General features: G+C 62.6%; 12 protein-coding genes and 2 tRNA genes. 12 read left to right on the top strand and 2 right to left on the bottom strand.

Annotated features, from left to right (window positions below; all coding sequences use genetic code 11):
* From H1Y01_RS17370 to H1Y01_RS17320, 11 genes are all read left to right on the top strand, one after another.
* The coding region (locus tag H1Y01_RS17370; RefSeq protein WP_180541769.1) for a GumC family protein at nt 1-1,249 on the top strand (1,249 nt) is incomplete at its 5' end.
* A 465-nt stretch (nt 1,250-1,714) separates the two neighbouring features.
* Nucleotides 1,715-2,929: a glycosyltransferase family 4 protein gene (locus H1Y01_RS17365; RefSeq protein ID WP_180541768.1), complete on the top strand. Its 1,215-nt coding sequence runs from the start codon at nt 1,715-1,717 to the stop codon at nt 2,927-2,929.
* Nucleotides 2,884-3,999, top strand: a complete 1,116-nt coding sequence (locus H1Y01_RS17360) for a glycosyltransferase (protein ID WP_180541767.1) — start codon at nt 2,884-2,886, stop codon at nt 3,997-3,999. The genes H1Y01_RS17365 and H1Y01_RS17360 overlap by 46 nt, the downstream gene beginning before the upstream one ends.
* A gap of 8 nt (nt 4,000-4,007) precedes the next feature.
* Nucleotides 4,008-5,075, top strand: a complete 1,068-nt coding sequence (locus H1Y01_RS17355; protein ID WP_180541766.1) for a glycosyltransferase family 4 protein — start codon at nt 4,008-4,010, stop codon at nt 5,073-5,075.
* Nucleotides 5,072-6,370, top strand: coding sequence for a hypothetical protein (locus H1Y01_RS17350; RefSeq protein ID WP_180541765.1), 1,299 nt, complete (start codon nt 5,072-5,074; stop codon nt 6,368-6,370). The genes H1Y01_RS17355 and H1Y01_RS17350 overlap by 4 nt, the downstream gene beginning before the upstream one ends.
* 2 nt (nt 6,371-6,372) lie before the next feature.
* Nucleotides 6,373-7,908 (top strand): oligosaccharide flippase family protein, encoded by a 1,536-nt coding sequence (locus H1Y01_RS17345; RefSeq protein ID WP_180541764.1) that lies wholly within the window; start codon nt 6,373-6,375, stop codon nt 7,906-7,908.
* A complete protein-coding gene (locus tag H1Y01_RS17340) occupies nt 7,905-9,299 on the top strand; it encodes a hypothetical protein (protein WP_180541763.1) in 1,395 nt (464 codons plus the stop codon). The genes H1Y01_RS17345 and H1Y01_RS17340 overlap by 4 nt, the downstream gene beginning before the upstream one ends.
* Nucleotides 9,296-10,462 carry a glycosyltransferase family 4 protein gene (locus tag H1Y01_RS17335; RefSeq protein ID WP_180541762.1) on the top strand — a complete coding sequence of 389 codons (1,167 nt, stop codon included), beginning with the start codon at nt 9,296-9,298 and terminating at the stop codon, nt 10,460-10,462. Before H1Y01_RS17340 ends, H1Y01_RS17335 begins: the two co-directional genes overlap by 4 nt.
* Nucleotides 10,459-11,673 carry a glycosyltransferase family 4 protein gene (locus H1Y01_RS17330; RefSeq protein ID WP_180541761.1) on the top strand — a complete coding sequence of 405 codons (1,215 nt, stop codon included), beginning with the start codon at nt 10,459-10,461 and terminating at the stop codon, nt 11,671-11,673. Before H1Y01_RS17335 ends, H1Y01_RS17330 begins: the two co-directional genes overlap by 4 nt.
* Nucleotides 11,670-12,860 (top strand): glycosyltransferase family 4 protein, encoded by a 1,191-nt coding sequence (locus tag H1Y01_RS17325; RefSeq protein WP_180541760.1) that lies wholly within the window; start codon nt 11,670-11,672, stop codon nt 12,858-12,860. The genes H1Y01_RS17330 and H1Y01_RS17325 overlap by 4 nt, the downstream gene beginning before the upstream one ends.
* Nucleotides 12,808-15,012, top strand: coding sequence for a GDP-mannose 4,6-dehydratase (locus H1Y01_RS17320; protein WP_180541759.1), 2,205 nt, complete (start codon nt 12,808-12,810; stop codon nt 15,010-15,012). The genes H1Y01_RS17325 and H1Y01_RS17320 overlap by 53 nt, the downstream gene beginning before the upstream one ends.
* 9 nt (nt 15,013-15,021) lie before the next feature.
* Here H1Y01_RS17320 and H1Y01_RS17315 read toward each other — a convergent pair.
* A tRNA-Ser gene (locus H1Y01_RS17315) sits at nt 15,022-15,114 on the bottom strand.
* A gap of 94 nt (nt 15,115-15,208) precedes the next feature.
* On the opposite strand from H1Y01_RS17315, the gene H1Y01_RS17310 reads away from it, so the two are divergent.
* A tRNA-Arg gene (locus H1Y01_RS17310) sits at nt 15,209-15,285 on the top strand.
* A 178-nt stretch (nt 15,286-15,463) separates the two neighbouring features.
* On the opposite strand, the gene H1Y01_RS17305 is transcribed toward H1Y01_RS17310, so the two are convergent.
* Nucleotides 15,464-16,085, bottom strand: a 622-nt coding sequence (locus H1Y01_RS17305; protein WP_180541758.1) for a hypothetical protein, incomplete at its 5' end; no start/stop codon positions are given.

The raw sequence follows: 16,085 nt of genomic DNA, 5'->3' as shown, positions 1-16,085 counted from the left end.
GCAGATTCAGATCATTCAGAGTGCCGAGGTGGCGGGAAGCGCGCGCGTGCGGCTGAATCGGGTTGGCGCCGGGGTCGGCGCCGGGGTCGCCAATCGGGTCACCGACGACGTGGCGCGGTCTTTGAGCGTTCACACGGCGGGGCAGACCCGCATTATAGAAATCGACGCGGACGCGCGCGACCCTCGGATCGCGTCGGATTACGTGAACGGGGTCGCCGACGCGTATATTGCGCGCCATCTTGAGGCGGGCGAGCAGGCGTCGGGCCTTCTCACCGCGCGTCTACGCGTCGCGATCGATGAACTGCGCACGCGGCTGGAAGCCGCTAACACGGCTTTGCAAAGCTATTCGCGCGAATCCGGTATTATCCTCACGCCCGACCAATCGAGCGTTACCGAGGAGCGATTGCGGCAGATTCAAGACGCCTTGTCCCGCGCAGAGGCCGATCGCGTTCAAAAACAAGCTCGATCCGAGGCCGTCAGCCGAACCGGCGCACCGGATCTCGCGTCCGTCCTGAACGATCCCGCGATCAAGAGCGGCCAGGAGAAGCTTGCGGACCTGCAGCGCCAGCGCGCCGAACTGAGCGTCATTTACACCGCGGATCACCCGAAGGTGGAACGGCTGGATGCGCAGATCGAATCCGTCGCTTCCGCCATTCGATTGCAGATCGCCGATGCCGCCGGACGCATTCGAAGCGAGTACGAAGAATCGCGCCGCCGCGAGGCTATGTTGGCCGAAAGCTATCAGACGCAGCGGGCAGCGGTTCTTGAAGAGGGAGATAAGCGGGGCCATTACGCGGTTCTGAAGAGCGAAGCGGATTCGACGCGCGCGCTCTATGACACGATGCTCTCGCGCGTGAAGGAAACCGGAATCGCCGCAGCCATGCGGGACACCAATGTTCGCGTTTTGGACCGGGCGCTACCCGCCAGTACACCGTTTCAGCCGAGATTTACCCAGGCGTTCCTGATGGGCGCGATCGCGGGACTGCTGATCGGCTTCTTCATCACGCACAGTCTGGAAGAAGCGGATCGCACGGTCCGGACACCCGGTGAATACACTGCGACTGCTTTCGCGAGACGCCGCGCAACAGCGCGCGTTTGGGATTACAACCGCGCCGCCCGGCGAAGGCAAGACCTTGGCAGAGCTCGGCGAGGCCTTCGCCTGGACCGGCAAACACGCGTTTCTGCCTCGCGTTCTGATGTCCGGCGGCGGTATGCGCCGGCGTCCGAAGCCGCGACCTGCGGTAAATAACTCGCACGGGGTCGGAGAACCAGACCACGAGGCCACAGGCCTGGTCATTCGCTCAGTGGATTCAGTACGTTACAGAGTTCGGCAAAGCTGAAAGTGACCGTACAGCCCCACTCCGAGCCCGACCGAAAGGGAGGGTATCCGGGTGGAACGTGTATGTTGGGGGACATTTTCGAGGGGGCCGCGACGGTGACCGGGCAGTTATTACCACGGGCTGCCAGACCAAATCCTGCTGTACAGAAGAAAGAATTTCGATATCGTTCGCGTCGACGCCCCACCCGTGTTGCAGAAACCCTGATGCGAAGCCGCGCTCGCGACGCTTCAGGTATCTGCGGAGGTTGGGACCCATGGCGGGAACGATCTTAAACGCCGGCAAGCAGCACTTCGCGACGGCCCGCTACGGCCGTGTCGCGGATCGCACGAGCAAACGCGAAATCTCGGCCGCCAAACGCGCCGCAGGATGAAATCTTGCGAATTCTTTACCTGAATCCCGGAGCGCAGCTCGGCGGCGCTGAACGGGTGCTGCTCGATTCCCTCGCCAGTTTGCGAATCGCGGAGCCCGACTGGGAATTACATCTGATTTCCGGAGAGCTTGGGCCGTTGCTCACCGAAGCACAAAAGCTTGGTGTGAGCGTGGAATGCGTCCGCTTTTCGGAAAGCGTCGCGCAGCTCGGAAGCTTTGGAACCGATGTTTCGGCGGCGCTGGCCGCATCCGTTCGAGCCTTGCCGCAACTCGTCGCTAACGGCGCCGCACTGAAGCGCCGGATCCGCGCCTTGCGACCCGACCTGATCCACACCCACGGTTTCAAGATGCACCTGCTCGGCGCATGGCTGAGCGATTGTCCCGTGGTCTGGCATCTTCACGATTTCGTCACCTCACGAGCCCTCATGGCGAAAGCGCTGCAACGAAGCGCGGGGCGCGTGCGGGGGGCCATCGCAGTTTCGGAAAGCGTCGCGCATGACGCCCGCAAGGTCTTCGGCCGGAATCTACCCATCCGCACCGTCCTCAATGCAATTGATCTGAAGCGCTTCGCGCGCATCGGGCCGGCGGCGGACCTGAATGCGAAGGAAGGCGTCGTGCGCGTGGGCATGGTGGGAACCTTTGCGCGATGGAAAGGTCACGAAACCTTTCTTCGCGCGTTAGCTCATCCCCGCGTGCGCGCCACAAACACGCAGGGCTACATCATCGGCGGACCCGTCTACCGGACGGCCAACAGCCAGTGGACTCTGGACGAACTGCGCAATCGCGCACGCTCGCTCGATCTCAACGATCGCGTCACCTTCACCGGATTTACGGCCAAGCCGGCCGAAGCGATGCGCGCGCTGGATATCGTCGTCCATGCCAGTACCGAGCGCGAGCCGTTCGGTCTGGTGATCGCCGAAGCCATGGCGTGCGGCCGTGCGGTGATTGCGGCGAAATCGGGTGGCGCGGAAGAGTTGTTTCGGGACGGCATCGACGCGATCGGAACCGAACCGGGGGACGTAGACTCGCTCGCCGAGGCCATCGAGAACCTTACCGCATTCGCCGGACGCCGCGAATTCCTCGGCCGTTCCGGAGCGCAAACCGCGGCCCAAAATTTCGATCGTCAGCGGCTCGGCCCGCAGATCGCCGAATTCTATCGGCAGGTGCTTGCTCAATGCGAATCCTTCACGTACACAGCGGAAATCTCTTCGGCGGCGTAGAAACCGTGTTGCGCTGCTTTGCGCAGGCGCAGGGCGCTGCGCCGCACAATGACGAGCACGAGTTCGCATTCAACTTCGATGGCAGAATCGCAGCCGATTTGCGCGCTTTGGGAAGCAAGGTTTACGACATCGGGGAAACCCACGCGAGTGATCCTTTTTCGGTGTGGCGCGCGCGCAAAATGCTCAACGCGATCACGCGGTGGGGTCGCTTTGACGCGACCGTGGTGCATTCCGCGTGGACACTCGGACTTCTGGGTCCAGCCGCTGTTAGGCCGCTCGTGTTCTATCAGCACGATGTGCTCAACGGTTCTCACTGGACGGAGCGCCTTGCGCGCCGCGCCGCGCCGGACCTAATCATCGCGAACAGCGCCTATACGTCACGCTCCACACCGCGCGTGTTTGCGGGGCAGGGAGCTGTCGTGGTGCATCCCCCAGCCGATCTGTCCCCGCACCGGATTTCGCACGCCGAACGAACGGCGGTACGAACACGCTGGGGTTCTTCGGAGTCAAACGTGGCCCTTTTGATTGCGGCCCGCTTCGAACCCTGGAAGGGACATCGGCTGCTGATCGAAGCGCTGGCGCGGATGCATGCCAACCCGCACTGGGTGCTCTGGGTCGCGGGAGAAGCGCAAAGGCCGCACGAGATACGCATCGTGGACGAGGTACGGACGATTGCACTGCGCGCCGGGATCGCTTCGCGTGTCCACCTTCTGGGACATGTGGAAAATATCCCAGCCTTAATGCAGTCTTCCGACATCTACTGCCAGCCGAATACGGAGCCGGAACCTTTCGGCTTGACGTTCATCGAAGCGCTTCACGCGCGGATTCCAGTCGTCACCACAGAGTTGGGCGGAGCCGCGGAAATCCTGACGCCTGAGAGCGGCTATCTTCTGGAACCGAGCCCTCTAGCGGTGGCCCATGCGTTGGAAACGCTGATCAGGGATCCGGAGCGGCGGCGTCTCATCGGGCGTCAGAGTTACGAGCGCGCGCTGCACCTGTGTGATCCGGACCGGCAGACAGCGCGCGTCGTCGCATCGATCGAGAGGCTCCGTCAGGCGCGCGCGGCATGAAGATCGCGATGCTCAGCTTTCGCTTACCCGTCCCTGGGGTGAAGCGCGGAGGCGTGGAGCGCGTGGCGCACGATCTGGCCGACGGGCTCGGCAGGCGCGGACACGCAGTGACGGTGTGGAGCGCCGATCCCGCTCCCGTCGACGCGAATTACGAGGTCCGGCCGCTACCCTTCGATAGCTTGATCCACGACGGGCTCGGCTTTCGTCTGGTCAGCGGTTTTTTGGGGAACCTGATCGCGCTGATGCCCCGGTATGAGCGGCCTGACGTACTCATCGCCCATGGCGACAGCTTGTTCCTGCCGCTTCGGGGGATCCCGCTGCTGCGCATTATGCACGGCAGCGCGTTCGATGAAGCGCGCACGGCGAAGTCATCCAAGCGCCGCATCGCGCAGCGCCTGGTCTATATCCAGGAGCGCATCACCGCCCGCACACAATACACGGTCGCTATCAGCCGCAACACCTGTCGGCGCTATTCCGGCATCCAAAAGACGATCCCCAACGGTGTCGACCAGCAGGTCTTTTTTCCATGCAATTCCGCCAAAATGAACGAACCGACAATCCTGTTCGTCGGCACGCTCGGCGGCCGCAAACGCGGAACGCAACTGATGGACTGGTTCCGCGATTCGATTCTTCCCGCCGTTCCCAACGCGCGTTTGTGGATGGTGAGCGAACCGGGGCCGCCACGCGAGCGGATCGAATACTTCAGCGGTCTGTCTTCGGCATGGCTGGCCGACCTATACCGGCGCGCCTGGATCTTCGCGTCGCCGAGCGTGTATGAAGGCTTCGGGCTGCCTTATCTGGAAGCTATGGCGAGCGGCACGCCCGTGATCGCAACCAAAAACGCGGGGAGTTCCGAAGTGCTCGACGACGGCCGTTACGGCGTGTTGATCGAGAACGACACGGAGTTCCCCACCGCGATCCTGCGGGGCCTCGAGGATTCCGAATGGCGCGCGGCGTGGACCCAACGCGGCCTGGAACGCGCTTCCGAATTGTCGCTCACCCGAATGGTTGACCGTTATGAGACGCTGCTGCTCTCGATGTGTCGCAAGGCCGCGCTTTCCGAGGCCCGCGCGTGAAACTGCGTTGGGGGCGGATCGAGTGGTTTGTCCTGGTGCTGTTCCTGCTCAATGGTCTTTTGCTGCTGCCCGGGATGCAGTCCTTTCGTTTCGTAATTCGGGCGGCCCCGTATCTCGCAAGCCTGGCCGCGTTCGTGTGGCGCAAGCGAGGCGGCCAATTACCGCTGGCCCCAGGCGTGGTCGCGATGCAGGTCGTCCTCATGGTGCTCGCGTTGAGCCTGCTGCATCCCCGCACTCAGGCCATGGCCGGTATAGCGCAAGTCATCTTTCAGTTCGCCATCATCTGTCCCGCGTTTTGGGCGGCAGATTTCGCCGGGAGCGATCAGCGCCTGGTCCGCCTGCTCATGCTCATATTCGTATGCAACGCGATCGGTTCGGCGGTCGGCATCCTGCAGATCTATTGGCCGGATCACTTCCTTCCCACGGCCTTCAGTGCAACGGCCGGCGCGGACTGGGTCAGTTCGATGACGTTCATCGCTCCCGATGGCCGCGTGCTGATGCGCCCGCCCGGTTTGAGCGATCTGCCCGGTGGAGCGGCCAACGCGGCCTCGATCGCGGCGGTGCTCGGATTCGCTTTCGGATCGCTGCGCAGCACGCCGCTATGGCTGCGCGCGGTCTGTCTGGGTTCGGCTGCGACAGGCATCGCGACGTTGTATCTGACTCAAGTACGCTCGCTTGCGCTCATGACGCTGTTTGGGATGTTGATGCTGGTGATGCTCGCCATGCGTAAGGGCCGGCTTTGGAATCGCGCGTGGATCGCCGGCGCGGGTGCCGTGCTGATCGCGGGCTCCTTCGTGTGGGCGGTTTCCGTCGGCGGCCAAAATGTTCGCGACCGCTTCCTGAACATGGGCAATCAGGGCGTGATGAGCAGCTATGAAACGAGCCGCGGCTGGTTCTGGAAGTACACGTTCGGCGAAGCGCTGACCGCCTATCCATTCGGTGCCGGGCTGGGACGCTGGGGCATGATGGACAACTACTTCGCCGACAAGAGCCGCCACGACGCTCCCACGCTATGGGCCGAGATCCAACTGACCGGCTGGCTGTACGACGGCGGCGTTCCCATGTGGGCCGCGTATGGAACCGGACTGCTGCTTTCGATGTTCTTCATCCTGCGCATGGCAACCTCGCACGCCTATGGCGAAGCCCTGCAATTGGCGGCCGCGCTGATTTTCTGCATCAACCTGAACGTGATCGGCGCGAGTTTCACGGGCCCGTCGTTCAACACCACGATGGGCATGGCGTACTGGATGCTCACGGCGGTGCTCTATGGGGCCGCTCGCAAGGCGGCGGCATAGCGATGGCTCGCTCACGTCACTTTGCCCATAGCGTCCTGCTGGCTTTCGCCGGTCAGGCGATCATCATGAGCGCCGGGCTTTGGCTAACGCCGTTCCTGCTCGGCAAGCTAGGCGTGCTGCGCTATGGAGTCTGGATTCTGGGGCAGCAGTTCCTGACCTACATGACCATGCTCGATTTCGGCGTGGTTGCTCTGCTTCCGCGTGAAATCGCGTATGCCGAGGGCCGCAAGAGTGTCGTTGCGGGGCCGGTCGCGCGGACGGCGCGGCTGCTGGTACTGCAGACGCCGATCGCGGGCGCAATCGCCATCTCCCTCGCGTTCATTCTGACCCGCAACGCAACCCCGCATGCCGCTGAAATGCGTCCGGCGGCCCTGATCGCGGCAGTAGCTTTCACGGTGCTGTTCCCGTTTCGAGCGGCACGCGCCATCTGCGAGGGATTGCAGGACCTGGGCTATATCGGGACCGCCTATCTGATTGCCTGGGCGGTCGGATTCGCCGTAACCGTGGCTGCGATAACCAGAGGAGCGGGGATCGCCGCGCTTGCCCTGGGATGGGCAACGATGCAGGCCACCGAAGCGGCTCTCTGCGCATCGCGCGTTTGGCTGCGCTGGCGTCACGCGATTCCGTCGTGGCGTCTGCTGCGATCTCCCGCGCCCGCCGGCGAGCGCCTCGCGCGCGGGATGTGGATCAGCGTGAGCCAGATCTCGCAAGTGCTGATTTATGGAACCGACTCCGTGATCGTGGGCAAGATGTTCGGCGCGGCGGCTATCGTTCCCTACAGCTGCACCGGCAAGCTGATCAACGTGCTTTCTAACCAGCCGCAGCACATTATGCGCGCCGCGGAACCGGGGCTGAGCCAGATGCGTATGTCGGAATCGCGCGCACGCCTCGCGTCTGTCACCAACGCGCTGAGCCTGGCGATGCTGCTGGCCAGCGGTCTGGTGGTGACGGTCTGCCTCGCGGTGAATCCTGCGTTTGTTCAATGGTGGGTCGGCGGCAAATATTTCAGCGGCTTCGGATTGACGCTGCTGTTCAGCCTGTCGATGGTACTGCGGCATCTGAACATCACGGCGATCTACACGCTTTTCGCGTTCGGCCACGAGAAGCTGCTGGCGATGACCAGCCTTGCCGATGGAGTCCTGAGCACCGCGCTCTCCATTCTGTTTGCGCTGCTGCTGCATTCGCCGGCCGGAATCGTCCTCGGCTCCATCGCGAGCACCTGCTGTGTTCTGGGGTTCGCGAACGGCCGCAAACTCAGCGCGGAGCTCGCTGTCCGCCAGCGCGATCTGTACAAGCCTCTCGCCGGATGGTTCTGGAGGATGGTTCTGGTCGGATTCGGGGCTTATGTTGTGAGTGGATTAGGACCGGCGAAAGGTTTCGTAGCGATCGCCATGATGGGATGCGCCGCCGCTGCGGCATACGCCGGCATCATGTTGCCGGTCGCGCTCCGCTCGTCGCTTGAACCGTATCTGCGGCCGGTCCTGAGCCGGTTTCGCTGGCGCACCGTACGCGTCGTGCCCGTGGAGAACCAAGCATGATCGCTACCGTTCCAAGGGTGTCCGCAAGCAAGCGGGCCTGGGTCCACCGGCCGGCCATCGTGCTCGCCGTGTTCACTGTCGCCTATCTGATCACCTGGGCCGGCCATCTCGATTCGGGCGACAGTTCCTATCGCATCGCATGGGCCAAGGCCATGATGTTCCAGCACTCGGCCCGCATCGACAGCTTTGGACTCGGCGCGAGTTACTGCAAGTACGCGATCGGCCACTCGATCCTGGCCATGCCCTTTCTCTATGCGGCCGAAATGCTGCACCGGGTCGCGCATATTCGCGCGGAGGGGCCGGTCTACATGCTCTTGTTTGTGCTCAACGCGGCGGCCTTCATGGCGCTGGTTGCGAGCTACCTGCGCGAACGCTTCGACGAAGCAACCACGCGCCGCGCTTTGATCCTGCTCGGCTTCTGCACCGTGTGGCTGCCGTGCTCGCGGACGGACTCGATCGAGCAGCTCACTCTGACGTTTCTATTCGCGGGCTTTTTGCTGCTGAAGCGCGGACACGTGATTCCCGGCATGCTCGTGGCCAGCATCTCGATCACGATACGGCCCGATTCGCTGGTCCCTGTCGCCATGCTTGCTCTGTGGCACTGGTGGCCGCGCCGCAATCTCCGTACCGCGATGTTGCTCGGCCTTTGTTTTATTCCCGCAATTCTGGTAAACGCCGGAGCCAACTACGTGCGCTGGGGAACCATCTTCGAAGCCGGCTATGCGGGCGAACCGTTCAGTGAACCGTTCCTGTTCGGGCTTTACGGCATTCTCTTCTCGGCCGGTAAGAGCATCCTCGTCTATTCGCCGCCGCTCGTCCTCGGCATCTGGGCCGCGGCACGCAAAAAGCATCGCGACTACTTCTTCTTCGGCGCTGTTCTGCTGGGTGAAATCGCGCTTTACTCCAGTTGGTGGGATTGGTCCGGCGACGATGGTTGGGGCGTCCGCTTCCTGAGTCCCGGAGTCATGCTGATGTGCATTCCCGCGGCGGAGATGCTGCGTGGATTGCGGTGGCCGCGGTTCGCGATGGCTCTTGCGGTGACGGGATTCGCGGTCCAAATGCTCGCCACCGTCGTCGATCCGATGGCCGCCGACTACGCCGTTCGTAACTACGCCATGCAACGCGTCGCGCTCTATCCCGGTCAGCCCACGGGCGGAATGAACCGGGTCGATATGGAGGACCTCCGCTTCAACCCCCGCTACTCGCCGCTGAGCACGGACTGGCTGATGCTGCGGGCGCTGCTGCACCGCCTGCCGGGCCAGGAACTCAATCCGCGCGAAATCGCCCGCACCGGGACGCCTCTTTACGATGCGCTGCTAGCGGGCGGCTGGAACCCGAGAAGCGTGCGCTGTGATCTGTTCTGGGTATCGCTCGCGGGAGGGCGGCATTGATTCACATCCTTACGGGGGAATATCCGCCGGTGCGCGGCGGCGTCGCCGATTACACGGCTCTGGTGGCAAAAGGGCTTGCGGATCGCGGAGAGTCCGTGCAGGTCTGGACCGGGGGGGATGAGAGTACGGATACCGAAGGCTCGATTCGCGTCCACCGCATCGCTCAGGGTTTCGGACGTGCGGGTCTGCGTGCTCTGGATCGTGCGTGGAACGAACCAGCCGGTCCGCGCCGCGTCATCGTGCAGTGGACGCCGCATAGTTTCGGAATGCGCAGCCTGAACCTTCCGCTCGCCTATTGGCTCCGGACGCGGGCGCGGAGGCATCAAGATCAGATCGAACTGATGGTTCACGAGCCGTTCCTGGCTTTTGGCGAAGGCACGTGGAAGCAGGATGCCGCGGCCGCCGTTCAGCGCGTGATGATGGCTCTCCTGCTGGACGCCGCATGGCGCGTGCGGGTCGCCATCCCGGCCTGGGAAGCGCGCCTGCGGCCCTGGTGCCTCACCCGGCAGCATGCGTTCGAGTGGGCGCCGGTGCCGAGCAATATTCCTGAATATCCCGACCTTCGTGAGGTGCTTCGGGCGCGCGCGGCAATCGGGGGACCCGCTCAAATGGTCGTCGGTCACTTCGGAACTTTCCGCAGGGACGTGGCTTGTCTTTTGTTCCCCGTGCTCGAAGAGCTTCTGCGAACGACCGATGCGCGCGTGCTGCTCGCCGGCCGCGGAAGCGACGAGTTCGCCGATACCTTCACGTCACGGAACTCGGACTTCGATCGGCGCATCAGTTCCTTTGGCGAGCTGGAGGCCGAAGAAGTCGCAATTGTCCTCAGCGCCTGCGATGTCTTGCTGCAGCCCTATCCGGACGGCATCTCGACACGGCGCGGTACAGCGATGGCTGCGCTGGCGCTGGGGATCCCGATGGTTTCCAATCTGGGCCATTTAAGTGAACCGAAATGGCGCGATACGGAAGCCGCGCGGATCATGAACTCGGCTTCCGCTCAGGAACTCACCGCCGCGGTTCGCGCGGTCCTGCAAGATCGCAACCTGCGAGCCGGACTCAGCGCCAACGCGCGGTCAACTTATCAGGCGCAGTTTGCTCTTTCCCACACCATTGACTCGCTATTGCGGGACGACGCCCAAGCCGTACCGGAGACTCGGGCCGCGTGAAAATCACGGTAGTCAACTTCTCGCGACGCAAGATCGGCGGCGTGGAGCAGCACTTGAGTCTGATGCTGCCCGAACTTGAACGGCGCGGCCACTCGGTTCAGTTCGTGTATATGAACGATCGTCCGGCGGATCGTCTGCCGATTCTTGCCGACTCGACCCCGGATGTCGACGTTGAGCGTCTGGGACGGCGAGCCGCGATCGATCGAGTGCGGCGATTCGAACCGGACATCATCAACGTTCACGGAGACGTGGACGCGGCCTTTCAGGCAGCCCTGATAACGCTCGCGCCCAGCGCTTACTCCGTACACAACTACTACGGAACCTGCATCAGCGGTCTGAAGACGACCCAGTTTCCGGTGATTCAGGCGTGCACGCGCCGGTTCGGACCCGCCTGCCTGGTGCGCTACTTTCCGCAGCGTTGCGGCGGATTGAACCCGGCGACCATGTTGCGGCGGTACGCGACCGAACGAAACCGGTTAGCGGTTCTGTCGCGGTACAACGCGGTCATCACGCACTCGCGTTGGATGCAGGACGAATACATGAGGCATGGACTCGCGCCGGAACGCATTTTCGGTCTACCGTATGAAGCGGCTGCGAGCGATCAGATTTCGATCCCGCGCCACTTGCCGGCGGCCGGGCCGCTGAACATCTTGTTCGCCGGACGCATGGAGCGGATCAAAGGCGGGTCCGTGCTGATCGATTCCGTGCGGCGGCTGGAGCGAGTACTGCGGCGGCGTGTTCATCTGCATCTTGCTGGAGAAGGTCCGCGCCGCGAAGATTGGGAAAACTCCGCGCGTAAACAGGCCGGCATCACCTTTCATGGCTGGTGCGGCGCGGTGGAGATGGAACAGCTTTTCGCGTCGGCCCACCTGTTCGCGTTCCCGAGTCTCTGGCCCGAACCCTTCGGTAAGACGGGACCGGAAGCGATGGCCCGCGGCATCCCCGTTGCCGCATTCGCGACCGGGGGCGTGAGCGATTGGCTCGACTCCGGCGTAAACGGATTCGCGGCCCCCGCCGATCCGCCCACATCGCGCGGATTGTGCGACGCGATGGCGCAGTGCCTGGAAAATGACCACGTTTACCATCGACTTTCACAGGGAGCGCTCGCCGGCTCTTCACGCTTTGCCTTCGACGCGCATATGGACGCGCTGCTGGAACTTTTCGCTCGGCTCGCGAGCGGATCGTCAGCGTCACTTGCATCGGGCGCATGAATCCTGCTGCCATGCGAGTTGCCGTGCTGTGCGATTACGCGGAAGAACAATGGCCCAGCATGGACATCTGCGCCAACATGCTGCTCGAGCACTTGCAGCCGTGCGGCACGCGGATTCAACCGCGCCTGATCCGCCGCTTTTCGCGGGTTGCGGGCGCAGCGTGGGCGCTCAATGCGGACCGTCTGATTAACCGGCACATCGATTATCCGCTGCGAGCGCGTGCGCTGCGCGATTTCGATATCTTTCACATCACGGACCACAGCTACGCGCAACTGGTGCATGCGCTGCCCGCGGAGCGAACGGTGGTTACCTGCCATGACACCGACACCTTCCGCTGCCTCATCGATCCCGCGGGCGAGCCGCGTCCGCGCTGGTTCCGTGCCATGGCGCGACGCACACTCACCGGCATGCAGCGCGCTGCGGCAGTGGTCTGCGTGAGCAACGCCACCCGCGCGGGGCTGATTCGGAATGGCCTCATCGCGCCGGAGAAAATCACGGTTGCCCCTAACGGGGTCGATCCCGTATTCAGCGCGGAGCCCTCTTCAAACTGGGATCACGAGGCTGACCGGTTACTCGGCGCGGCGCAGGACCGTTTAGACATCCTGCATGTCGGCAGCACGATTCCGCGGAAGCGTATCGATCTCCTTCTCAGAATCTTCGCGGAAGCGAAGCGCATGCATCCCGGAGCGCGGCTGATACGCGTCGGCGCGCCCTTTAATGCGGATCAAAAGCGGCTCGCGACGGAGCTCGGCGTATCCGGCAACATCGTGGAATTGCCGTTCATTCCACCTGATCTGCTCGCCGCAGTCTACCGAAGAGCTAGCGTCGTGCTCGTGCCATCGGAGGCGGAAGGCTTCGGTCTTCCGCTGCTCGAATCCATGGCGTGCGGAACTCCGGTGATCGCGTCCGACCTGGCCGCCTTGCGGGAAACCGGCGGCAGCGCGGCCGAGTTCTACCCCGTCGGTGATGTCATTTCGTGGGCAGAGGCTGTATCTCGAGTGGCGAGCGATCCGGAACATCGCAATACGAAAGCCGTTGGAGGTCTGACACGTGCCGCGGAGTTCTCCTGGGCCGGAAATACAAGAGAAGTCAACTCGCTTTACAAGACGATCCTTTTTCGTACACAAGAAATCCGTGCCCAAGAAAAAGATCATCATCACTGGCGGGGCCGGCTTCATCGGCTCTAACGCCGCTTCCCGCTATCTTCACCAGGGACATCAGGTTGTCCTGATTGACAACCTCTCGCGCACCGGTACGGAGCGCAACCTGGAATGGCTTCGTCCGCAAGGCGCGCTCGAATTCTGTCGCGCCGATATCCGCGACGCCGCGAAAATGGATAAGATCATCGGCCGCCATTCCAACGCCGACCTGATCCTGCACCTTGCGGCTCAAGTCGCCGTCACGACGTCCGTAACCAACCCGCGAGAGGATTTCGAAATTAACGCGTTGGGCAGCCTCAACGTCCTGGAAGCCGCGCGGAAAGCCGACATCACCTGCCCGATTCTTTACTCCTCCACCAATAAAGTCTATGGCGCTCTGGAAGACTTCAAAGTGGTCGACCAAGGCTCCCGATATGCGTTTGCAGCCGGCAATTCCGGCGTCCCCGAAAACTATCCGCTCGACTTCCATTCCCCCTACGGTTGTTCCAAAGGCGCGGCCGACCAATACTTCCTCGATTACCACCGCATTTACGGACTGAAGACCGTCGTCCTGCGCCAATCCTGCATTTACGGATACCGGCAGTTCGGCGTTGAGGATCAGGGCTGGATCGCGTGGTTCATGATCGCCGCCGCGCAAGGCCGGCCGGTAACCATTTTCGGCGACGGGAAGCAGGTTCGCGATGCGCTGTTCATTGAAGATCTTGTCGACATGTACGACGCCGTTGCGCACCGGATCGAAACTGCCGCGGGACGTGTTTACAACGCCGGCGGCGGCCCTGGAAACACGCTTTCTCTGCTCGATCTGCTCTCCTTTCTGAGGCAGCAGGACAGCCCCGTCAGTCACGAGTTTGCCGAGTGGCGTCCCGGCGATCAGCGCGTCTACATCTCGGATATTTCGCGCGCTCAGTCGGAACTTGGCTGGAAACCGGCGACATCGGTCGAAATGGGTCTCATGCAACTCCATCAGTGGGTCGCGCGGAATTCGCATTTGTTCGGGGCGAAGCGCCGTCGCCTCGTGCATGTCGGCAAATTCTATCCGCCGCATATGGGGGGCATTGAAACGCACCTGCAAACGCTCGCTCGCCAACAGGCGAAAGAAAACGACGTTGAGGCTTTGGTGGCGAACGACGGGCCGGAGACGGTAACGGAGATGGATGGCGGCGTCCGCGTGAAACGCCTGGCGACGCGCGCGGTGCTAGCGTCCGCGCCGGTCTGCCTCGGATTGCCGCTGGCGATCCGGCGGGCGAAACCCGACGTGCTGCACCTGCATCTGCCGAATCCGCTTGCGTGTCTGAGCGTGCTGGCGAGCGGCTATCGCGGTCCGGTGGTGACGACCTATCACAGTGATGTCGTTCGGCAAAAGCTGCTGGGGCGTCTGTTCGAGCCGTTTCTGCGGTTGGCCTTGTGGCGCAGTTCGGCGATTCTGTGTACCTCGCAGCGCTATCTTGAAACGTCGAAGACCGCGTGGCGCTTCCGCCATAAATGCGCCGTTGTGCCGTACGGAATTCCGCCGGTGGGCGAGGTTGACCGGGCCATGGTGGAGTCGATCCGCCGGAGCTACGGGCCCAGGATCGTTCTGGCGGTGGGGCGCCTGGTTTCCTACAAGGGATTCGAATACCTGGTGAGCGCGATGCGCCATGTGGATGGCGCACTGCTCATCATCGGCGATGGACCGCTCCGGGCGGAGCTTCAGGATCAGATCGTCGAGTCGCGCTTATGCGATCGCGTTCATCTGCTGGGCGAGATTCAAAACGAAGAGCTCGGACCTTATTACCGCGCCGCCGATGTCTTCGCGCTCTCGTCCGTTGCGCGCAGCGAAGCATTCGGGATCGTGCAACTGGAAGCGATGGCGCACGGCTTGCCGGTAGTGAATACGGCGCTCGATTCCGGCGTTCCTTCGGTTTCGTTGCACAAGGAAACGGGAATGACGGCGGAACCGCGCAACGCGCCTTCGCTCGCGCACGCTCTCAACGAGGTGCTCTCCAACCGGCCGCTGCGCGCCAAGTTCAGCGCCGCCGCACGCGAACGCGTCGGAGCCGAATTCACGCAAGAGGTAATGCTGGCGAACACGATGCGCGTGTACGACGAGGTGCTCGCTGGGACGTTCCGCCCGACGGAGCCGGTTATCGACCGGATTACGGCTGAGACAGAGGCCGAGTCGGAGAGAGCGGCGGCGTAACCGCTGGACTGGCGGAGAGGGGGGGATTCGAACCCCCGGTAGACTTTAAAGGCCTACGACGGTTTAGCAAACCGCTGCTTTCGACCACTCAGCCACCTCTCCGTGGCGTGCCCTGAATACGTTGCGGCGCAATGTGATCTTAGCACAGGACGGGGCTGCTCCGGGGCGCGAAACAGGGCTTACAATAGAGGTCTGTGCGCCCGTAGCTCAGCTGGATAGAGCGTTTGCCTCCGGAGCAAAAGGTCAGAGGTTCGAATCCTCTCGGGCGCACCAAAGTTAGCCTTGTCCGGAGCGTGATTCACTTCACCGTGAGTTTGCCGATCCCAACCGCTCCCGTAGTCTCCCCAATTGCAACCAGAGCATTCAACCCCGGTGACGCGTTCGCCGGCATGGTCACAGGTAGAGCATCACCGCCCGCAAAGCTCCCCTAAATCGTTTGCCACGGCGGTACCTAACAGTTCGCGGGGACTATCCACATATACATTGACGGATTCCCCGGCTCCAAAGCCAAGCCCCTCTGCCGCAATAGCACCGCCGGGTTCAACGGAGTTGGGCACAGCGCGAACCGCGGCAGGACCGAGATATTGGCGGCTCCGAGATTCCCGCTAGTTTGGCCGACAGCCAAGAAGTCGAAGGAACCGTAAGCGTGCGGAGGTTCGAGAACCTTCGCCGAAAATGAGCCGTTGGCATCCGTTGTGGCCGTGCCTAGCAAAGGGGAAGTAATCATCTCGGCGTAGATCTTCACGGTCTCTGAAGGTCCAAAGCCCGACCCCGTTATCGTAAGTACCGTCAACGGCGACCCCTCAGCCTGATTGATGCTCAGGGCGGCGGCCGGGAAAACATGTAGGGAGAAAGACCCGAACAGATCCGCATCGCCATTTGGGTTCGGCGAAAATACGAATGTCTGGCATACGTCGCCGGGCGGAGCAGCCGGAGTATTGAAGTCGTAGCCGTCCAGCAGCACAAACGAGTTCCCCGACTTATAGAGAGTTGTGCCGGATCCCGCCACGTACCCAACCGATAGACTAAACGTGCTGGTGTGCATGGGAAGAAAGCGCTTGGTGTTGACTGGG

It is taken from the genome of Nevskia soli (assembly GCF_903970205.1).
Lineage (GTDB): Bacteria > Acidobacteriota > Terriglobia > Bryobacterales > Bryobacteraceae > Bog-113.
The sequence above is the reverse complement of the archived record's forward strand: the minus strand, read 5'-3'. Positions and strand labels throughout refer to the sequence as shown.